Origin of the sequence: Flavonifractor porci (assembly GCF_037572415.1) — a bacterium.
Classification (GTDB): Bacteria; Bacillota; Clostridia; order Oscillospirales; family Oscillospiraceae; genus Flavonifractor; species Flavonifractor porci.
Genome location: NZ_JBBHLB010000009.1, coordinates 125,506 through 144,227 on the forward strand (window position 1 = coordinate 125,506; position 18,722 = coordinate 144,227).

Sequence of the window (18,722 nt, forward strand, 5' to 3'; positions counted from 1 at the left end):
CGGCCTTACCAGTTCATCAGGCCGTAACCCTTGATGCACTCGTAGGTCAGGGAATAACTCTTGATCTTGCAGGCGTCGCCGGAATTGCCCTCCACGGTGTAGACCCGGCTGCCGTCCGTGCCGACCACAAGGCCCACATGGTCGGCGCTGCCATCCAGGTCCCAATCGAAGAAGATGGCGTCGCCGGGGGCAATATTGGCGTAATCACGCCCGCCCCATTGTCCGTGAGACTGGAACCACGGGATGCCCTGGGACTGGCAGGCGGCAAAGCGCGGCTCGGACAGCCCCATCTGGCCGTAGCACCAGGATACAAAGCAGGCGCACCACTCCACGCGACTGTTAAAGCCGTACCAGCTCCAGTAGGGCTGACCGCCCACATTGCCCACCTGGCTTTTGGCTATATCCACCACGGCCTGATTGCCGGGGCGGGTGCCGTTGACGAACTCAACACCAGCTAAACTCTCGGAATCGCTGGTGTCGGAGGAACCACCGCCGAAAATCAGCGGCTTGTTGCCCAGCGTCTGCCGGTACACCTGGTACATCTCCAGCTGTTCCGGGGTCAACAGCTCCGAGGCAACAGACGAAATGGGCTTGCTGGTGAGCTTCACATTCAGAATGTAGTAGTTGTAAGGAACCTGAACGGTGTAGCTATTGCCCTCGCTGTCAGTCCGGGTTTCCGTCCGATAGCGTACTTCAACTTCCTCGGTGAGCGTCAGCTGATACTGGGCATCAAATACACGCTCCAGCTCTGCCTGGGCGCTCTGCCGGGTGTAGCCCTGCAAGACAGCGGACAGGTAGGCCGCCAGCTCATGGGGGTCATGCCCGATCATGTCGAGGTCGTAGCGGTACTCGTCATACCCCGGATGGCTGCTTTCGATGTTGTCGATCTCGACTTGCAGCGCCGCTTCCTTGGCAGCGTAGTCCGCCTCCACCGCCACCAGCTCCGGGTCATCCGACGGATAGGTGGTGCCGGACACCACAGAACCGATGCTCTGCGCCATCATGGAGCAAGAGGACATGGTGTTGAGCAGCATACAGACCAGCAGGAAGATCGCGCCAGCAATCAGAAAGCCCTTTTTGTGGCGCATGACGAATGCCCCGGCCTCCTGTGCCTTTTCCTTGACCGTCTTGGCGGCCTTGCCGGTCTTTTGGGCTGCGCTTGCGGTATTCCCGGCAGTTTGACCGGCGCGCTTGGCGGCAGCGTATTCCTTTTTGATGGCCTGTTTCTGCTGCCAGCGGGAAATGGGGTTGCTGGCAAACTGAGGATTTTCCCGCAGGGACTTCTGATACAGGGCGTTCACATTGGCCTTCTCCAGCTTCTGCTCGGCCTGGGCTGCCTTGCGGTAGGGCTTCAACTTGTGGCTGCGGTAGCCCTCCCGAACCAACCGTGCGCCGGTCTCAGCAGCCTCCTCGGACTTGTGGGCGCTCTCCACGCCCACATTGTCCTGTTCGGTCTCCCGGATTTCCTTGTGAACTTTCCCCAGGGCGGCATTGGCGGGGGTATCCCGCACCGCATGGGACAGCTTGGAGGGCGGCTTCTTCTTGTCCTCCAGCACCAGCTTGGTGGTCACTTTACCGGTCTCCGGGTCTACCGTCTTTTGCCGGACCTGCTTTTTGGGAATTTTAGCCTGCGCCTTATCCGCTTTGGCGGCGGCCTTGTCCGCCTTACGAATGGGCTTCTCCAGCGCCGGGTCAGAGCGTTCCTCGTCTGTAAAGCGCAGGCGCGGTTCCTTATTCAAACCATTCACCCAGCATGAGGGCGTCCGTCATGTAGCGCAGCTCCACACAGACGGCCAGCCCCACAGGGTCATGGAAGGGGTGCTGAAGCAGATGGGCGTAGATCTGCGCCACCACATTGGCCAGCAGCTCAGACTGGCTGCCCTCGAAGATGACGATGGCGGGAACACCGTTCATGGCGCACCAGATTTCCGTCAGGCGCAGCAGACCCGCCTCGCCATCCTCGTTCAGCTCCGCCGCCTGATCCGCCGCCGTGCGGGTCTCGCTGACGGCATCGGCCAGCTCGGTGAGCAGACAGGTGCGCTCACTCTCCAGGGCATCGTCAAAAAACATCATGGTGTTCAGTTCAGTATTGGGTTTCATGGTCATTCATCCTCCTTTTTCAGTTCCTGGGGTTTGGTGGTCATAATGCGGTACAGCTCGGTATTCTTCGGGAAGTGATCCACGAAAGGCAAGATCGTGGAGCCATAGAACAGCAGGCCCTCGCCCTCGCTGGAGTGGGTCACATAGCTGAGCTGGTGCGGGGAAATGCCCAGCTGCTTGGCGAGAATCTGCCGGTCTCCACCCGCCTGGTTGAGCATATACACGAAGTCGGAGTTCTCAAAGATGTTCTCCACCTCGCGGGAAGAAAGCAGGTCCTTGACATTCTGCGTGATGCCGGTGGGGATGCCGCCCCACTTTCTGAATCGCTTCCAAATCTCCACCGTGTAGGCGGCGGTCTGTTCTTCTTTCAGCAGCAGATGCATCTCGTCGATGTAGTAACGGGTGGACTTGTGGGCGGCACGGTTGATGGTGACGCGGTTCCACACCTGGTCCTGGACCACCAGCATACCGATCTTTTTCAGCTGCTTGCCCAGCTCCTTGATGTCATAGCAGACAATGCGGTTGTTGATGTCCACATTACTCTGGTGGTTGAACACATTGAGGGAGCCGGTTACATAGATTTCCAGCGCCGTGGCAATGTACTGTGCCTCTTTTTCCTCCTGCGTCCGCAGTAGGTTGTAAAGGTCCTCCAAGATGGGCATATTCTCCGGGCGGGGGTCATTGAGATAGGTCTGATAGACCAGCCGCACACAGCGGTCAATGATGGTTTTCTGTACCGGCTGCAAGCCCTCCTTGCCGCCCACGATCAGCTCACACAAAGACAGGATGAAGTCAGACTTGAGGGACAACGGACTTTCATCGTCCGAATAGTCCAGGTTCAGGTCCATCGGGTTGATGTAGTTGGTGGAGGTGGGCGAAATCTTAATGACCTGCCCATGCAGGCGCTCCACCAAGGGCGCGTACTCGGCCTCCGGGTCACAGATGATGATGTCATCATTGGTGAGCAGGAAACAGTTGGCGATCTCGCGCTTGGCGCTGAAGGACTTGCCGGAACCCGGCGTACCAAGAATCAGTCCGTTGGGATTTTTCAGCAGCTTGCGGTCCACCATGATGAGGTTGTTGGACAGGGCGTTGATCCCGTAGTACAGCGCCTCTTTGCCGTTCTGGAACAGCTCCTGGGTAGTGAACGGAACAAAGATAGCCGTGGAACTGGTGGTCAGCCCTCGCTGAATCTCGATCTGATTGAGGCCCAGGGGCAGTGCGGACATTAGCCCTTCTTCCTGCTGGAAGTCAAGCCTTGTCAGCTGGCAGTTGTACTTCTGTGCGATAGAGCTGGCCTGGAATACATTGTTGTCCAGCTGCCGGGGATTGTCCGCCGTGTTCAGCACCAGAAAGGTGACAAGGAACATTCGCTCGTTCCGGCTCTGCAAGTCCTGCAAGAGCTTCTTGGCCTCGGCACCGTAGGTGGCAAGGTCGGAGGGAATGATGTCCATGTCATACCCGGCCCGGACAGCCTTTTTCTGTTCCTCAATCTTGCTGCGGTCCAGGTCGGTGATTTTCCGCTTGACCGTTTTGATGGCCTTGATCTGGTCCACGGACTGGATATGCAGGCTGACGATCAGGCTGGATTCCATGTCCAGAAAATCCGCCAGCATTCGGTCATTCAGCTCCGGCGCGAGAATCTGCAAAAAAGAAACAGCCCCGTATTTCTTGCCCATACGGAACTGCTTGCCGGTGCGGAACTCGAAGCCGGACGGTGCGATGAAGTCCTTGGTGGACAGACCGGACGGAGCCAGCCAATCCCATTCAAAGCGAAACGGCACCTGTTCATCCATGTGGAAGATACCGTGGAGCTGTGCCAGCCGCGCCTTGCCGTCCAGGGTCTCAGCGGCCACACCCAGGCGCTTGAAGTTGTTCAGGATGTCGGTCTCAATGCGCTCCAGGCGAGGCTTGGCGGCCTTGAGGCTGTCCGCGTCGATACCGAAGGTGAGATACTTGGTCTTGATAAGGCCATTGTTACCTTTTGCCAGCTGGTTTTGCAGCATGGTCATGTACTCCACCCGGATACTGTCAAAATCATCCCCCTGGAGAGGAATGTTGATGGCGTGGGCAAAGGTTTCCTCGGAGGCTGCGAGGTTCAAAAAGGACATCTGAAACTGAATGGAGCTGTCGAAGTAGTTGAGGAAGTCACACCAACCCTCGAAGATTGCTGTCTTGTCCTCGTTCTGCGAGAGCTGATAGTTGATGTCCTGGAACTGGATGGTCTTTGTGTAGTGGCCGTCTGCCACGCGGCAGATACCATCCGGCCACATCCGTTCATAGGGGATGCTGTCCTGAGCCGACTTCTCTTTTCGGTCCGTGCGGTTGGCACGGGCGATGGCGGCCTCGATCTGCTTTCTGTCGGCACGGGACAGCCTTTTCATCTTTTTCTGATTAACCGGCTGCGCGGTCTTTTCGTTTTTTCCGAACAGCCGGTGCAGCCAGCTTTTGATTGCCGTGAACAATGTCATACACCTCCTTGTCGAGTTTTTCCTGCCGCTCCAAAGCGGCATAGAAATTGTTGGTCTTATACGGGCGCTCCTTGGGACGGATCACGGCCACCTTGATGATGTTGCCCACGATCTTTTCCAGAGGCTGGCCGTGCTTTTCATACATCGCCAGCATGAAGAAGGGCAGCATGACAAGCATCATACACATGGCCGCCACGCTGTTTCCCGCAGGCCCCCGGAGCAGGAAGAAAAGCGGTACGCCGATGAGCGCACCGCCGCCGAAGCAGACAAGCTGCCTCTTGGTTAAGTTGAACGCGACCTTGGTTTTGACTTTCGTAAGATCCTTGGGTACGGGTACATAAGCCAATGGGATTACCTCCTTCCTGGTTAATGTGCATTGAAAACGGATTTTGCGAGGCTGCCGGTCTTAAAGAGCGTAAAGCACAACAGGACCGTATAACCCACACAGCTCCAGATGGCCATGATGACATCCGATTCGGTGGCAATGTTTTGTACCAGCACGGCATAGATTGCCACACAGACGATGATGAGAAATGCCTGGAAGCCCAGGGCGACCAACGAACGCAGGTAATTCTGGCCCATGCCGCCCCATTCCTTGCCCATCATGGTGGCCATAGGGATGGGGGCCACCGAAGTCACAAGGTAAATCTCAATCATACGGCCATAGATCACGATAAAGATACAAATGTAAAGCGCCCACATGGTAATGCCGATAAAGAGCGACTGGAACCACAGGCCGAACAGCGGCCCCAGGTCCATATCCATCAGCCGGGACTCCATATCGGTCATGACAGAGGAGATGTCGATGGAAGCGTCGGAACCGATGATGCCCGCCGCCTGCGCCACCACACTTTGAGCTGCGTCAAACACGCCCATCACGATGTTCCAGGTGTTTGAGACGATGAGGATGGCAGCGGCAGATTTGAACACCCACTTGAAGATCATCCAGGTGTCCACATCATGCAGGTTGTTCTTGTCGGTAATCATCTGAATCAGCTCCAGCGTCATCACGATAGCCAGGATCACGCCAGCAATCGGCACCATGATGGAGTTGGAGAGGTTCTGGATCATGCTGAAAATACTCCCGTTCCAGCCCTGCGGGGTCTGGCCCACCTGTGTCGCAATGTCTGCGACCTGCTGGTTCACGCTATCGAACATCCCCGATAAGTTGCTCATAATGCCGCCTACCAACATTTCCTTGAGCCAGTCAGTAAGGGCATCGAGTAAGAAATCCATACGGTGTCAACCTCCTTTCAGCCGCCCCCGCTTGGGGGCAGGGGCGGCAAGGATTTCTTATGACAGCTTAACGACGGGAGCGATCAGACGGTGAACAGGCTGGAGAGCAGGGGTACGAGGACCATGCCGACCACGGCAACACCAGCGCCAGCCATGAGCTGTTTTATCCCTAATTAGGAGTAAAACCTTGCTCGATGGCGGGCGGCGGCGTGTCAAAAAATATATGGAATTGTTTTAGAACCGCCCCAGCGTAGACAGGTCAGCCCTTGACCTGTTCCACCTCCGGGATGGGTTTGAGATTGAAGTGAATTTCGATAGAAATGTGTCGTGTCTTATCGCTGTCGATGTGTTCATGGACAACGATTTCTTTAATCAGGCGGTTTAGGGTGGCTGCGTCCAGCTCCGTGATGTCGGCATATTCCTGAATGGCGTCCACCCATTGTTTGGCGTCCATCGCCAGCCGCATTTCATCAGCCAGCTTCTTGCGCCCCTGTGCAACCCGTTCTTTCAGTTCAGCCTGTTCCTTCTGCGTCTTGTCCAGCATGAGATTGAAGTTGGCTTCGCTGATCCGCCCGGCAACCATGTCCTCATAGAGCCGCAGCACCATCTTTTCCAGAACCTCAATCCGTTCCTCGTCTTTTGTCAGGGAACGCTCCAACGCTTCCCGCTGGCCTTTCTGTTCGGCTTCGCAGGTGTTGGTCAGCTTCCCGGCAATGGCTTCCCCATCGGTCAGGGCAGCCTTGGCGCACTCCCGGATTTTGTTCAGGACAAGGTGGTAAAGGGTGTCGTACTCTACCCGGTGCTGGGAACAGTGGTTCTTGCCGAACGCCCCATAGGTCTTACAGGCATAAATCTGCTGCGGGTGCTTGGCGTGGGTGGTGCGGATGGTCAGCGACTTGCCGCACTCGCCGCACTTGATAAGCCCGGCAAACAGGCTGGTTTCCCCGTCCTGCCGGGGGCGCTGGCGGGATTTCAGCTTGTCCTGCACGATGGCAAAACTTTTGCTGTCAATCAACGGTTCGTGCCGTTCCTCCACCACGATCCAGTCCTGCGGCTTCTTCTCGCCAATGGTGCCGATTTTGAAGCGGTAGTCCTTCTTTTGGGAAGCTATCGCCCCGGTATAAACGGGATTCATCAAGATGTCTTTTATCACGGAGAAGTCCCACATATACCGCCCGTTTTCCGGGTCTTTCTTTTCCCATTTGGTGCGGACATTGCGGAAGCCCCGTTCCCGGTTCCACCATGTAGGGCAAGGCACCTTCTGTTCTTCCAGCCTGCGCCGGATAAAGTTGGGGCCGTGTCCTTCCAGCGCCCAAAGGAAGATTTGCCGGACAATGGGGGCGGTTTCCTCGTCCACCAGCAGGTGGTTTTTGTCCTCCGGGTCTTTCCGATACCCAAAGGGAGCCACACAGCCGGTAAACTGGCCTTGCTGGGCTTTCAGAAGATACGAGGAATGTACCTTCTTGGAAATATCCTTGCTGTACATCTCGTTCAGGATGTTCTTAAACGGCGCAATGTCGTTGTTGTCCCGCATGGTGTCGATACCGTCATTCATGGCGATATAGCGGACGCCGTGACGGGGGAAGAAGTCCTCGATCAGTGTGCCGGTCTGCAAGTAGTTTCGGCCCAATCTCGATAAATCTTTCGTTATCACAAGATTTATTTGCCTTCGCTCGATGGCCTTTAACATCCGTTTCAGGTCGGGGCGCTCCATGTTCAGCCCCGTGTAGCCATCGTCCTGATAGACTGCCACAACCTCCCATCCCTGCTTTTCGCAGTAGCTTTCCAGCATATCCCGCTGGTTGGCAATACTGGCGCTCTCCCCGTCAAGGTCATCGTCTTTGGAAAGCCTGCAATAGATGGCCGCCCGGAAGCTGCCCGCCAGAATTGCGTCCATGCCTGTGTATTCATATCCGTTCATCATAACCGTTTACCCGCACAATCCAGACGGAACACGGTTCTTCTGAACCTCGTCTTTATTATATCCTAAATCTTGTGTTTTCGCAAGATTATCCTTGCCGGTATTCTGCCCATATTTTTGGGCAATCAGGCTCACAAAGACATCCGCTGCGTCCAGCTCGCCGTCAAAAACTGTGGTAACATGAATCTCTGTTTTCGTTTTTGCCATAGGCAGTTATCCTCCATAATAGAATAGCCAGACAAGGAGAAGGTCGGCAACGAAGTCCGGCAACGGGCTTCAAAAAACCTCAAAACCATCTCTGTCTGGCGGTTTGGTTACAATTTATATTTTCTTTTATTTTTCTGTTGCTTTGGTTGCTGATAGGGGAAAAAGCCCGCAGTTACGGGGCTTTCCCCGGCAACCAGCCTGGCAACGGGAGTGCAACAAAGTCGGCAACGGGGTGGGATTTTCAGAAAGGAAGCTCCATCTGCTCTGTGACCTCCACAAATCCCTCCGGGATTTTTTCGGCTCCGTTGCTGGTATCCGTTGCCGGGGCTTCACGCTCCCAGCCCTTCTGCCTGCCGTATTCCGGGAACATCCGGGGATTGGAAAAGTAGTGCCAGCCTGTGACACAATGGTTCATAATATCGTTGACCTCCCGGATTTCCCATTGTTTCGGCTCGTCAAAGGGGTGGTTCAGGGCTTCCCGGAAAAGCTGCTTGGAACACACCATGCTGCCGGTGTAGCGGTCAAGGTAGGCTTGGATCATCCCGGCCTTGGTGTCCTCCGGCATGAAATCCCGCTGGTGTTCTTTGAGATAGCACACCATTTCGGGGCTGAAAGACAGCTTAAAATCCCCGCTGCGGTAAATGGTCATGGCTTCCGCCCATAGCTGCTCCATGTAGGCTCTGGAAGCGGCTTCATCGTCCAAAATATGAACTTCCGCCTGTTCCGGGTACACCATGACCGGCAGAAAGCGCCGGTTGCCGGAACGGTCAAGGGGCAGGAAGTCCAGGGCGTTGGAAGTTCCTCCGAACACGCATTGCCGCAGCCTGTCCTCCGGGTGGGTTTCGTATGGGATTTTATAGACCTCCTTCTGTCGGCTCAAAAAAGACTTGATTTCCTCAATGCTCTTGGCATTTGCGGTGGCAATCATCTCCGACATCTCGATAATCCAGTGGCCTTGCAGCTTGCGGTACACATTGTCATCGTCCAGCTTGCGAAGGTCATCGGAAAACCACTCGTCTTTCACGGCCAGCAGCCGGAAAAAGGTGGATTTTCCGGCTCCCTGACCGCCCACCAGACAGAGCATGACCTCAAACTTGCAGCCGGGATGAAACGCCCGGTGGATGGCTCCCAGCAGAAACAGCCGCAGGGCTTCATAGGTGTACTGGTCGCTGTCGGCTCCTAAAAAGTGGTGCAGGCAGGTACGGATACGCTCGGTTCCATCCCAGGTCAGGCCGTTCAGGTAGTCCCGGATGGGGTGATAGCCATTTTCATTGGCAACGATCCCGATGGCGGCGGCAATCTTCTTTTCGCTGGTCAACCCGTATGTTTCTTCCAGATACAGGAGCAGATAGTTCATATCCGTGTCTGTGATGGCGGTGCCGGTACGGTGGTAGCCGATGGGCTTGATGATGTCGGTTCGCTCGGTCAGCAGATTTTTTGCGATTGCCCCGGAAAGCAGCGGGTCATTCTGAAAGACGGTCAGGCAGTTGCGGATACTGTTGCGGACGCCGCCTTTCTCGGTGCTTTCCAGCATGGCTTTGACTTCCTCAACGCTCCGGAACGGCGGTGCTTCTTGCATGGTCTGTTCTGCGGCTTGCCGTATCTCCGGCGGTAAGCTCTGCCATTCGTCTTTCAAGATTGCTCACTTCCTTTCCACAGTCGATGATAAAGGCTGCCCGTTCCTCCATATCCGGGGAGAGCAGCACATCCAGCAGATAGTCCACATAGTCCTGCTTTTGCAGGGATTCCACAAACAAAGGGTGGAAATCCTCGTCTGGTGTGTTGGGGGCATAGTCCCGTTTCCAGCGGCGCAGCAGGTTTCGGTAATCACACAGCACCCGGAAGCAGTAACGCTCCATGCGGCGAAACCGCTGTTCCGGGGTTTCCTGCGGTGGTTTCCTGTGGCTGGGCGGCTCCTTGTCCTCATAGGGGATGGAAAACTCCTGTGCCAGCATAAGGGCGGCTTCCTTGGGGCTGACAGCTTCCAGACGGGAAACAAAGTCGATCACATCCCCGTCTGCCTGACAGCCGAAACAGTGAAAGCGCCGGTCAACCTTCATGCTTGGGTTTTTGTCGGCATGGAAGGGACAGACGCACATCCCGTTTCGTCCCACCCGGATTCCGAAATGCTCGGCAGCCTGCCGGGTGGTAACAGACTGCTTGACAGCTTCAAATACATTCAACTAAATCCTCCTGAAAATAAGAAAAGCGCCTGTCATTCTCGAAAAGAAAATGGTAAGCGCCTGTTAAAGTTCCATATCCTGTTTTTTCTCTGTGCGGGGCTGCTGGCGTTTCTCGGCCTGTTCCTCCTGGATACGCTGTGCCCGGCCTTTGACTGCCTGCTGGATGGACGGTTTCTTGCCCGGCTCGGCAGTCTGGCGGTACTGCTCGGACGGAAGCACCTGATTGAGCCAGTGGCGTACATCCCGGAGAATCTTCACATCCTCCTGCACCGCTGATAGGCGCTCCTTATACTCGGCCACTTCTCCGGCAAGCTGCGTTCGTTCCTCATTCAGCTTTTTGGTGCTGTACTTGGTTCCCTCCAAATGCACCTTGAAATAGCGGACAGCGGCATTGTAGGCGTCCAGTTCGTCCCGATGGGCGGCGGCAAACTGTTCCTTTGGTTTCTTAAACCGGATGGCGGCATATTCCGCATGAACCGGCTTGTGGGCTTCAAAGTTGGCGATATGGGAAAGCAGGGTGTCGATCTCCTTCATGCGTTTTTCCTTCGGCTTCATCTCTGCCCGGATGGAAACGACCTGCCCGCTGACGGTATCCAGATAGGCGTCCAAACTCTCCACGGTGGACAGTTCCTTGTCCCGCAGATAGCGGATGGCGTCCATAACCTTGTTGAAGTCATTTACAGTGCCTTTGAGCTGGCCTTTGCTCGTCCAGCCGGTGCGCTCCTCCCGGCGCAAATCCAGATATTTGCCCAGCAGCTCCGGCAGGGTGGGTTCCTTCGCTTCCTGCAAGGCTTCCAGCAGGGCGGCCTTTTTCTCCTTCAGGTCTGCAATCCAGCCTTTCAGGTGGCGCACCATCTGACGGATGGACTGCATGAGCCGGTTGGCGGCGGTAATGTCCCGGTTCAGATTGCCAATGTTGGTCTGTATCCCTCGTTTCTCCATCTGGCTGACCGCTGGCCCCATGTGGACAGTGGGGATTTTATCAAGCCCCTGCCGCTCATAGGAACGAAGGTCAAGGCGCTCCGGGCGATCATTGGCTTCCAGATAGCGGTTAGCGACAGCCGCCCAGCCCTGCCGCCAGATCTCGCCGTACTTCTGGTCGTTCCAGTCCACGGTGTCCTCCTTATGGCTTTTCCAGTTGCCGGACGGGAGCCGGATACGCTCGCCGTTCTCGTCAAGGTCATACACTTTCCGGCTCTTGGGAAGCCATTTCCCGTTTTCGTCCATTGCCCGCATGGTCAGCAGGATGTGAGCGTGGGGATTCCCGTCCCCCTTGTCGTGAATGGCAAAATCGGCAATCATGCCTTTGGAAACGAAAAACTCCCGGCAATAGTCCCGGATCAGGTCGGCGTGCTGCTCCGGGGGGATTTCCCTCGGTATGGCAAGCACGATTCTCCGGGCAAGCTGGGAGTTCCATTGTTTTTCTACGGCTTCGGCAGCGTTCCACAAGGTGTTGCGGTCTGCGTACTCCGGCGGGGCGTGGGGCGGCAGCATGATTTCTGTGTGGACGATCCCTCGTTTCTCGGCATAGTATTTCTGCTTCTGGTCGTACTCGGAAAACAGCCGTTCGCCGCTCTGGTAAGCTGCGGCGGCTACGGCTGACTGGCGGTTGCTGCGCTGAACGATTTTTATATCATGGTGGGGACAGGGCATAACGGTTTCCTCCTTCCTGTGGTTGATTGGATGGGGTGGTGGTTTGCCACCTCATTTTGGGCAAAAGAAAAGCAGGAAACCGTTTCGGATTTCCTGCTTGGTGGGGCCACCGGTGGGCGGCTACTATTTAGTTACATTTCTTTATCAAACTTGAAGCGATAGTAGAGAGCAAAGCCATGAACGAGAAGATATGCAAAAACAAGCAGAAGTACAGCAACCATATCTATCCCCATAAGGGCAAATGATAACATTAAAGCCCCAAAAACAAAGGTCATCATATCAAACGCTTTTCCCTTAGCCCGGTTTGCAATCGCCACATTACGCTCGTCATTTTTTTCAATATCCAGTTGCCTTTTTAATTCGGGGTAACTATTAATGGCCCGTTCAGAAATCACATTTCCCATACCATGTCCAAACAAGCCACACCCAATGCCAATACAGACATAGGGTAATGTTCTCATTATTCCCTGCGGATCATTGCTTGTTTTAATTAGGTACAAGCTCACTGCCAGCAGAAGCAATCCTATAATGATAGTTGCATGATTTGTAATTTTAGATTTCATTGTCCATCCTCCTCATAAATAAAAATTTCCTCAATCGTCATATGAAAGTATCGGGCAATTTTGAACGCCAACTGAATAGACGGATTGTAGCGCCCGTTTTCTAAAGAGCCGATTGTTTGGCGTGATACTTCCAAGGCGCTTGCCAATTCTTCTTGCTTGATTCCTCGCTGTTTGCGGAGTTCTTCCAGTCGATTTTTCATGCGAACCTCCTTTCTAATGGAAAGTTTGCTTTCCGTGTTTTTAGTATATCACATCCATCCGAAATGTCAAGCAAACTTTCCATCTTGCTCGTCATAAAATTATAGAACTTGCTGGACGGGAACAGCTTGCAGCGCAAGGTGTTTCCGGGCGGCAAGTCCACAAAGGGGTAGCTGGCGCAGCCAGCGCAGGGGAAGCGCAGCGTCCCCTGTGATGATTGGAAGCAGTCGCAAGTGTGCTGGAAATCATCCGCTTTCCGCAGGAAGCCCCCGGCAGGGCGCAACGCACCGGCTCGACCGGTGTATAGTTGCGCCCTTACTCCGTAAGGGGTTCCCCGGTTACCCGACATTTCACGCTTTCCGCAACAACTTCCTTCATGCCAGTTTGGGAAAATGCCTGTTTGAGAATGTCCATCACATCATCGTCCGTCAGCACTTCCGGCCTTATCAGGAAACTTTCCAGCATAGCCCCTCTGGTGCAGAGCCGGTGCGTCCGTTCCTTCCGGGTAAGCTGTTTTATCTGATGTGCCAGTATCTTTTCTTCGTGCTGCGCCCGCCGCAGTTTGGCTTCGCCTTGGGCAATTTGCTGATTGAGTTTTTCCAGCTTTTCATTCATCACGGCAGCCCTCCTTCTTGGGGAGCAGCGTGTAAATGCGGTTCGGTTCTCCCACGCCCCGGCGCACCCGAAGGATCAGTCCGGCGTCCTCCAATTCTTTCAAGGAACGCTTGACGGTCACGGAGCTGCGGGACAAGGCCGCTGCCAGCTCCACAATGGGGAAACGGACAAACAGTATCCCGTTGGTATCCTCCGCACCTCCCGTAAGGGTAGCGTCCAGCAGGCGGGCATACATGACTTTTGCGGTGCTGCTGACCGGCAGCCGTAGCATGGCGGTAGGAAGTGGCATACAGGGCGGCAGAACGGTGTCTGCGGTCATAAATTCAAATTCCATTTAGTCGGTTTTCTCCTTTCGCTTGGCTCGTTTGGACAGGTAATGGGGGCAGTCGATCACGACAGCCCGGAAGCTCTGTTTGCACTCATGCTGACACTTCCGGCACAGGTCGTTGTAGGCCACACGCCCCCGGTCATTGAGGAAGAAGGACAGCTCCAACTTCCGTTTCTTGCTCATTCTCGGCATGGTGCCTCCTATCATAGAAAATCCGTCCATTTCAGCCGTAACGGTAGAGATGGGCGGATAGCGGTTTTTGGTGTCATGTTTCGGGGCGATTTTCAAGGAAAATACGGCCATAGAGCCGCTTGGAAAAGCCCCATAGTATCACGGACAGGGCAGACTACGCCCCGCCGATTTGTCATGTTTGGGTAGCGTTTTGGTGTCAGTTCTGCCGGGTTTCCCTGATGTCGTTCCTGCCCCTGAATCTCACAGCAGCGTTTCGTTCCCGTTGGTACGCTCGCTGCGGTCAAGGTTCCTCCAACTCCTTGCCGCAGGTCGTTGCGCTACATCGCCGGGGAGCATATCCCATCAGGCCGGTCATTCGATTGGAATAATCCATCGATGAACTGACTTAATCATAGCTCATTTTTGAACCCTTTCCCGTATGTCCAGAAAGTAGGAATACCGCCCTAAAATCGAAAATTTCCACGATTTCGGAACGGTATGGTATAATGGTTATATATGCTCGAAAACCACATGGGAAGGGAGTGGCAAACCAATGAAAGACCATGTTTCCTTGCAGGAACGCTTGAAAGATTTACGGGTGGAAAAGGGCTTGAAGCTGGAAGAACTGGCGGAAAAGACCGGCATTTCAAAATCTGCTTTAGCCAGCTATGAAAATGAAGAAAACCGAAATAAGGAAATCAATCACGGCAACCTTATCGCATTGGCAGACTTTTATGAGGTGTCCATTGACTATCTGTTCTGCCGGACAGAAAACCGGGAGCAGATCAACACCCCGCTGTCTGAACTGCACTTGACCGATGAAGCCGTGGCGCTTCTGAAAAGTGGACGGATCAATACCCGGCTGCTGTGCGAGATGATGTCCCACGAAAAATTTGCGGAGCTGATGGCTGACGCAGAAATCTATGTGGATGGAATGGCTACCATGCGGTTCCATGACATCAACAGTGCGCTGGCCGCTGTCCGGGCAATGATACTGGAAGAGCATCCCGAAGCTGCCGCAGACCGTTCCCTGAAAATTCTGGAAGCCGGTCAGATAGAGGAAGAAGATTTTTTCTGTCATGTGACACACAAAACATGGGACGCTATCCTTCACGATATACGCAAAGTCCATGAGAACGACATGGAGAGTGCGCCGGATACCACGCCCGCCGATGAACTGATAAAGGAAGTCCGAAAGGCCATGCAATCCACCGGCGACAGGGTGCAGGAATTTCTGGAAATCTTCTGCAAGGCGTTCCAGCTAAAATACAAGCGGCTCACAGACGAGGAAAGAACAACCCTGAAAAGGCTGTTCAAAAGATCGCCGCTGATTAAAAATTCCGGGATCAACTTCCGGCGCAGGCCGTGGAAATAAAAACAGCCGTTGTGGGATTGGCTCCTACAACGGCTATTTTTTGTTAAAGATAAAACCAGAAACACTTAAAGCTGCTATAACAGACGAAACACCCGGAACAGGAATCACTTCAATTGAATTTTTTAGTGCTTCACTAATTAAAATACTTCCCGGATCAGATATACATGGAGTTCCAGCATCAGATACCAACGCTATACTAATATCTTTTTGCAAAATTAATTCAATCAATTTAGTTGCTTGTTCTTTTTCATTAAATTTATGATATGCAACCAATTTAGTGCTAATATTGTATTTATTCAACAAAATTAATGTTCTTCTTGTATCTTCTGATGCTATGATGTCTACTGCCTTAAGTGTTTCAATAGCTCGTAAAGTAATATCACTCAAATTTCCTATCGGTGTTGCCACTACATATATTTTTCCCATTATAATCTCCACAATTATTTTTTTATAACAAACATAATTTCATTAAAATATGCCTTTCTAAATATAATCTCCATCTGACTATTTTCAATATATTTTGTCATCATGTTTTCATAATAGTCCTTCATTCCAACATTCTTTCCGGATATCGATTTTGTAGGAAATGTAATAATAAAAAATTTAGAATTTATTTGTTCTATTATAGAACGGAAATATCCTTTTTTTTGTTGCTCTAATAATGGAACGATTTTAAATAAAAAAACAACATCCCATTCTCCATTGGGAATATCACATAAAATATCGCCTCCATAGATTTTGGCTTGCAAATCATACAACGATAATATTTTATTCACCAATTCAATATTATCTAAATTTATATCTGTCGCTTCATATCTTACTCTGCTATCAAAGTTGTCGGACAGAACATACGCTACTGGATTTAGCCCACAAGCTATATCCAATATAGAATTAACATTTCCCACCACTCGGAAAATATCATTATAGAATTCTTTATAAAAACTACTCCTTTCTTTTGTAGATATATGTAATAATAACAACTGCTCTATCATTTCTGTTGAAATATGTCCATCATTATCAATGCATTTTTTAATACTGGCAATTTTATTTGCATTAGCTATCGATAAAAATGATTCAGAAATGATATGCAATCTTTTTTTTGACGACCTTAATATATCTTTGTCTTTTTTGTACTTTATACTTTCTTCATTACAAATTCTATTGATCGTTTCAGGGATTATATTTGAATATTTTTTTGATGTCATCACTGTTTGTACAATATTTTCTATAGACATAGGCGTTCCTTCTTTCACGATTTTCTTAATTTCTCCATTAAGTTTGTATAAAATCTCAAATTATGTATTGTTGCTAACCTATAAGCTAATGGATCATTGATTTTGAAAAGATGCCTCAAATAAGCTCTTGAATAATTCGTTGACATATTCAAATTTTATCTCATACTTGCCATACCACATGGGATGAACAGAAAGAATAACTCGTAATTTATGACTTCGTTTTAATCTCCGATAAACGGAAATTTATTAAAGAGGATTGTTCCAGTATTCCACAGTATTTCCGTTCACATCATAAAAAGTAATGGTACCAGCATTTATAGGCAAGACAATCGCAAAAGGTTTATTGCTATCAATAGAAATCCCCTGAATGGAGTTGCCATCATCTATTTGTAGTTGTGTTACCTGCTGTTGATTCATAGAAATAAATGCTCGTTCTTTATATTCCTCTACTGTGAACTCTACAATTCCCCTTTCAACTCCTGAAAGGCTCCCGCCACCACGAAAGAAATATCCAAAGGAGAGCCCTGGACGATTAACATAGACGGAAAAAGTGTGGTCACTCATATCCTGGGGATAAGAAATATATGCAGCCATCGTGTCGGAAACACTTCCATCAACTGTCCAATCATCCTTAATCTTTTGCGACGAGCGAATATCCGCTTCTAAATTGGTTGAAGTCACACCAATATCATTGTTGGCATAAAGAAATCCAACAAACAAAGCGCAAACGAGAACAACCCCAAGCATTATTTTCAGAAAAATCTTTTTCATGTAATCACACGCTCCTTCAACTTTGTATTTGTCACCCTTTTTCAGCGGTACTTTCATCCTGCTCCAATTCAATCACATCTGAAATATCACAATTCAGAGCATTACAAATTCTCAGTAGGGTTTCCATGCTGATGTGTTTTCCCTTGCCCATGTTGGCAATCATGTTGGTTGTCAGACCGGCGGCAAGCCGCAAGTCCTCTTTTCTCATGCCACGCTCTTTCAAAGTGTTCCATAATGGCTGATAGCTGATGTTCATAGGCTTCCCGTCCCTCTTTCCATCGTTAAGTGTTCTGCACCCATTATAGCAGAAATCTTGCGTTTCCACAATATTTCTTGACCACACCGCCGGTTCCGTCTGGATTGTGCTTTTCCTTTCTTAGCTTTTGTTACATCTAATTAGCCATAAGCTGCTTCATGCCCTGGGACTTCGCACCAGGGTTGTCGTTGCCGTAACCTTCCAGCAGGTTGATGACACCCCAGATGCCGAGACCAGCGCCCAGAGCGATAACGAGGGTCTGAAGAACGGTGATCGCCTGATTGAAAAATGCCATAAATTATAGTTAGCCGGAATCATTTGAAAAGTTTGATTTAGTCATTCATAGGCATACAAAAGCCGGAACAATCTGCCGCCCGGTTTCCGGGGGCTGATTCCGGCTGTCCTCCTTTTTTATTATTTTTTGGTGATTGTCCGCTTTGTACGCCGATGGCCCAAAAAGGGCGGTTGAGGCGGGTAGATAAGATCACTCCTTTCACAGCGGAACAGATTTAAGCGCCCTCTGCATCTACTTCGTAAACATCGTAGACCTCGTTGGGCTTGAGTTTGAGCCGGGTGGACAGGAACGTCTCGATGTCAAAGGCATTCTTGGGGTCCGCGTCGGCGGTGTATGGGTAATTGGGATGCTTGGTGATGTCGTACTTGTCCGAGAGGAAAGGCCGCACACCACGCAGCTGGAGGATACACTTGCCGCCGTCCATGACGGCCAGTTCATCCTGGCTCATAAGCTCTTTGCCGAGCTTTTGGTAGTTAAGAGAATGGGATGTCTCGCGGCCCCGGCTCTCGCCGGTGTTGTAGGTGTCGATGGTCTCCTTGCCCAGCACGGCGGCCAGCTCCTTGAGGGTTGTCGGCTCTTTGCCGCCCAGGAAGATGGAGGTATCCATGTTGCCGATGATGGTATCGGCGTTGTCCTTGTAGATAGCTTTGAGCTGGGACTGTGCTTGCAGCACCAGGCAGGCGGAAATCTCACGGCTTCGGATGGTGGCAACCAGCTTTTCCAGCCGGGGGATCTGTCCAATATTGGCGGCCTCGTCAATGAGGCACCGCACATGGACCGGCAGCCGCCCGCCGTACACATCGTCCGCTTTTTCGCAGAGCAGATTGAACAGCTGGGTGTAGCACATGGAGATCAGGAAGTTAAAGCTATCGTCCGTGTCGCTCATAATGAGGAACAAGGCGGTTTTCCGGTCTCCCAGGGTATCCAGCTCCAGCTCGTCGTAGGCCGTGACCTCCCGCAGCTCCGCAATGTCGAACACAGCAAGGCGCGCACCGCAGGAAATCAAGATACTCTTGGCGGTCTTACCAGAGACGAAAAGTCAAGGACTTTTTCATCAAATTCAAAAAGAAGTCACATTTTGCGGACTTCTTCACGGAGCATACGCTTGATTTTGTCCTCCATCGTCTCCTTGGCGGTCTCGCTG

Annotated in this window: 21 protein-coding genes and 4 pseudogenes; 1 reads left to right on the plus strand and 24 read right to left on the minus strand. The window is 51.9% G+C overall.

Annotation, left to right across the window (positions count from 1 at the left end):
* Window positions 1–5 precede the first annotated feature (5 nt).
* The 16 genes from WHJ28_RS09820 to WHJ28_RS09895 all read right to left on the minus strand — a co-directional run bounded on the left by WHJ28_RS09820 (window position 6) and on the right by WHJ28_RS09895 (window position 13,667).
* Window positions 6–1,739, minus strand: coding sequence for a CD1108 family mobile element protein (locus WHJ28_RS09820; RefSeq protein WP_027642630.1), 1,734 nt, complete (start codon window positions 1,737–1,739; stop codon window positions 6–8).
* Window positions 1,732–2,100, minus strand: coding sequence for a DUF3851 family protein (locus WHJ28_RS09825; RefSeq protein WP_084171730.1), 369 nt, complete (start codon window positions 2,098–2,100; stop codon window positions 1,732–1,734). The genes WHJ28_RS09820 and WHJ28_RS09825 overlap by 8 nt, the downstream gene beginning before the upstream one ends.
* 2 nt (window positions 2,101–2,102) lie before the next feature.
* The gene (locus tag WHJ28_RS09830) at window positions 2,103–4,484 is read right to left on the minus strand and encodes a VirB4-like conjugal transfer ATPase, CD1110 family (RefSeq protein WP_044943131.1); all 2,382 of its coding nucleotides are present in this window, start codon (window positions 4,482–4,484) and stop codon (window positions 2,103–2,105) included.
* A gap of 10 nt (window positions 4,485–4,494) precedes the next feature.
* On the minus strand, window positions 4,495–4,917 hold the full coding sequence (locus WHJ28_RS09835) for a PrgI family protein (RefSeq protein ID WP_044943088.1): 423 nt from the start codon (window positions 4,915–4,917) through the stop codon (window positions 4,495–4,497).
* A 20-nt stretch (window positions 4,918–4,937) separates the two neighbouring features.
* Window positions 4,938–5,807 carry a VirB6/TrbL-like conjugal transfer protein, CD1112 family gene (locus WHJ28_RS09840; protein ID WP_340041975.1) on the minus strand — a complete coding sequence of 290 codons (870 nt, stop codon included), beginning with the start codon at window positions 5,805–5,807 and terminating at the stop codon, window positions 4,938–4,940.
* Between the two features lie 83 nt (window positions 5,808–5,890).
* Window positions 5,891–5,962, minus strand: coding sequence for a hypothetical protein (locus WHJ28_RS09845; protein ID WP_081958056.1), 72 nt, complete (start codon window positions 5,960–5,962; stop codon window positions 5,891–5,893).
* Window positions 5,963–6,066: 104 nt separating this feature from the next.
* Entirely contained in the window at window positions 6,067–7,731 is a 1,665-nt protein-coding gene (locus WHJ28_RS09850) for a recombinase family protein (protein ID WP_108817230.1), read from the minus strand.
* 6 nt (window positions 7,732–7,737) lie between these two features.
* A complete protein-coding gene (locus tag WHJ28_RS09855) occupies window positions 7,738–7,935 on the minus strand; it encodes a hypothetical protein (protein WP_015544974.1) in 198 nt (65 codons plus the stop codon).
* Window positions 7,936–8,176: 241 nt separating this feature from the next.
* Window positions 8,177–9,469 carry a virulence-associated E family protein gene (locus WHJ28_RS09860; protein WP_103900340.1) on the minus strand — a complete coding sequence of 431 codons (1,293 nt, stop codon included), beginning with the start codon at window positions 9,467–9,469 and terminating at the stop codon, window positions 8,177–8,179.
* A 13-nt stretch (window positions 9,470–9,482) separates the two neighbouring features.
* Window positions 9,483–10,118, minus strand: coding sequence for a CHC2 zinc finger domain-containing protein (locus WHJ28_RS09865; protein ID WP_103900339.1), 636 nt, complete (start codon window positions 10,116–10,118; stop codon window positions 9,483–9,485).
* A 63-nt stretch (window positions 10,119–10,181) separates the two neighbouring features.
* Window positions 10,182–11,771, minus strand: a complete 1,590-nt coding sequence (gene mobQ / locus WHJ28_RS09870) for a MobQ family relaxase (RefSeq protein WP_108817229.1) — start codon at window positions 11,769–11,771, stop codon at window positions 10,182–10,184.
* A gap of 131 nt (window positions 11,772–11,902) precedes the next feature.
* On the minus strand, window positions 11,903–12,334 hold the full coding sequence (locus tag WHJ28_RS09875; RefSeq protein WP_103900358.1) for a DUF6442 family protein: 432 nt from the start codon (window positions 12,332–12,334) through the stop codon (window positions 11,903–11,905).
* A complete protein-coding gene (locus tag WHJ28_RS09880) occupies window positions 12,331–12,534 on the minus strand; it encodes a helix-turn-helix transcriptional regulator (RefSeq protein ID WP_103900359.1) in 204 nt (67 codons plus the stop codon). Before WHJ28_RS09880 ends, WHJ28_RS09875 begins: the two co-directional genes overlap by 4 nt.
* 313 nt (window positions 12,535–12,847) lie before the next feature.
* Window positions 12,848–13,147 carry a DUF3847 domain-containing protein gene (locus tag WHJ28_RS09885; RefSeq protein ID WP_180334952.1) on the minus strand — a complete coding sequence of 100 codons (300 nt, stop codon included), beginning with the start codon at window positions 13,145–13,147 and terminating at the stop codon, window positions 12,848–12,850.
* Window positions 13,140–13,481, minus strand: coding sequence for a replication initiator protein A (locus WHJ28_RS09890; protein ID WP_108817227.1), 342 nt, complete (start codon window positions 13,479–13,481; stop codon window positions 13,140–13,142). The genes WHJ28_RS09885 and WHJ28_RS09890 overlap by 8 nt, the downstream gene beginning before the upstream one ends.
* A complete protein-coding gene (locus WHJ28_RS09895; protein ID WP_044930770.1) occupies window positions 13,482–13,667 on the minus strand; it encodes a hypothetical protein in 186 nt (61 codons plus the stop codon).
* 532 nt (window positions 13,668–14,199) lie between these two features.
* Here WHJ28_RS09895 and WHJ28_RS09900 point away from each other — a divergent pair.
* Window positions 14,200–15,021, plus strand: a complete 822-nt coding sequence (locus WHJ28_RS09900; protein ID WP_108817225.1) for a helix-turn-helix domain-containing protein — start codon at window positions 14,200–14,202, stop codon at window positions 15,019–15,021.
* Between the two features lie 33 nt (window positions 15,022–15,054).
* Here the strand turns inward: WHJ28_RS09900 and rsmI are convergent, their stop codons facing one another.
* The 8 genes and pseudogenes from rsmI to WHJ28_RS16520 all read right to left on the minus strand — a co-directional run.
* Entirely contained in the window at window positions 15,055–15,447 is a 393-nt protein-coding gene (rsmI, locus tag WHJ28_RS09905) for a 16S rRNA (cytidine(1402)-2'-O)-methyltransferase (protein ID WP_103900326.1), read from the minus strand.
* A gap of 14 nt (window positions 15,448–15,461) precedes the next feature.
* The gene (locus WHJ28_RS09910; RefSeq protein WP_131765963.1) at window positions 15,462–16,274 is read right to left on the minus strand and encodes a class I SAM-dependent methyltransferase; all 813 of its coding nucleotides are present in this window, start codon (window positions 16,272–16,274) and stop codon (window positions 15,462–15,464) included.
* Window positions 16,274–16,393, minus strand: a pseudogene (locus tag WHJ28_RS09915) (tRNA guanosine(34) transglycosylase Tgt); the annotation flags it as partial. The pseudogene WHJ28_RS09915 and the gene WHJ28_RS09910, both read right to left, overlap by 1 nt.
* A gap of 109 nt (window positions 16,394–16,502) precedes the next feature.
* On the minus strand, window positions 16,503–17,027 hold the full coding sequence (locus tag WHJ28_RS09920; RefSeq protein WP_108817224.1) for a hypothetical protein: 525 nt from the start codon (window positions 17,025–17,027) through the stop codon (window positions 16,503–16,505).
* A 31-nt stretch (window positions 17,028–17,058) separates the two neighbouring features.
* On the minus strand, window positions 17,059–17,352 hold the full coding sequence (locus WHJ28_RS09925) for a helix-turn-helix domain-containing protein (protein WP_425461123.1): 294 nt from the start codon (window positions 17,350–17,352) through the stop codon (window positions 17,059–17,061).
* Between the two features lie 73 nt (window positions 17,353–17,425).
* Window positions 17,426–17,578: pseudogene (locus WHJ28_RS09930) on the minus strand (Maff2 family mobile element protein); the annotation flags it as partial.
* Between the two features lie 214 nt (window positions 17,579–17,792).
* Window positions 17,793–18,608 (minus strand): annotated as a pseudogene (locus WHJ28_RS09935) (VirD4-like conjugal transfer protein, CD1115 family); the annotation flags it as partial.
* Window positions 18,609–18,649: 41 nt separating this feature from the next.
* Window positions 18,650–18,722, minus strand: a pseudogene (locus WHJ28_RS16520) (transposon-encoded TnpW family protein); the annotation flags it as partial.

Excerpts from the sequence above, each read along its gene's own strand:
- WHJ28_RS09825 (WP_084171730.1), bottom strand. The coding sequence starts at position 2,100 with ATGAAACCCAATACTGAACTGAACACCATGATGTTTTTTGACGATGCC.
- WHJ28_RS09830 (WP_044943131.1), bottom strand. The coding sequence starts at position 4,484 with ATGAAAAGGCTGTCCCGTGCCGACAGAAAGCAGATCGAGGCCGCCATC.
- WHJ28_RS09840 (WP_340041975.1), bottom strand. The coding sequence starts at position 5,807 with ATGGATTTCTTACTCGATGCCCTTACTGACTGGCTCAAGGAAATGTTG.
- WHJ28_RS09850 (WP_108817230.1), bottom strand. The coding sequence starts at position 7,731 with ATGATGAACGGATATGAATACACAGGCATGGACGCAATTCTGGCGGGC.
- WHJ28_RS09855 (WP_015544974.1), bottom strand. The coding sequence starts at position 7,935 with ATGGCAAAAACGAAAACAGAGATTCATGTTACCACAGTTTTTGACGGC.
- WHJ28_RS09860 (WP_103900340.1), bottom strand. The coding sequence starts at position 9,469 with ATGCTGGAAAGCACCGAGAAAGGCGGCGTCCGCAACAGTATCCGCAAC.
- mobQ (WP_108817229.1), bottom strand. The coding sequence starts at position 11,771 with ATGCCCTGTCCCCACCATGATATAAAAATCGTTCAGCGCAGCAACCGC.
- WHJ28_RS09875 (WP_103900358.1), bottom strand. The coding sequence starts at position 12,334 with ATGAAATCTAAAATTACAAATCATGCAACTATCATTATAGGATTGCTT.
- WHJ28_RS09880 (WP_103900359.1), bottom strand. The coding sequence starts at position 12,534 with ATGAAAAATCGACTGGAAGAACTCCGCAAACAGCGAGGAATCAAGCAA.
- WHJ28_RS09885 (WP_180334952.1), bottom strand. The coding sequence starts at position 13,147 with ATGAATGAAAAGCTGGAAAAACTCAATCAGCAAATTGCCCAAGGCGAA.
- WHJ28_RS09890 (WP_108817227.1), bottom strand. The coding sequence starts at position 13,481 with ATGGAATTTGAATTTATGACCGCAGACACCGTTCTGCCGCCCTGTATG.
- WHJ28_RS09895 (WP_044930770.1), bottom strand. The coding sequence starts at position 13,667 with ATGCCGAGAATGAGCAAGAAACGGAAGTTGGAGCTGTCCTTCTTCCTC.
- WHJ28_RS09900 (WP_108817225.1), top strand. The coding sequence starts at position 14,200 with ATGAAAGACCATGTTTCCTTGCAGGAACGCTTGAAAGATTTACGGGTG.
- rsmI (WP_103900326.1), bottom strand. The coding sequence starts at position 15,447 with ATGGGAAAAATATATGTAGTGGCAACACCGATAGGAAATTTGAGTGAT.
- WHJ28_RS09920 (WP_108817224.1), bottom strand. The coding sequence starts at position 17,027 with ATGAAAAAGATTTTTCTGAAAATAATGCTTGGGGTTGTTCTCGTTTGC.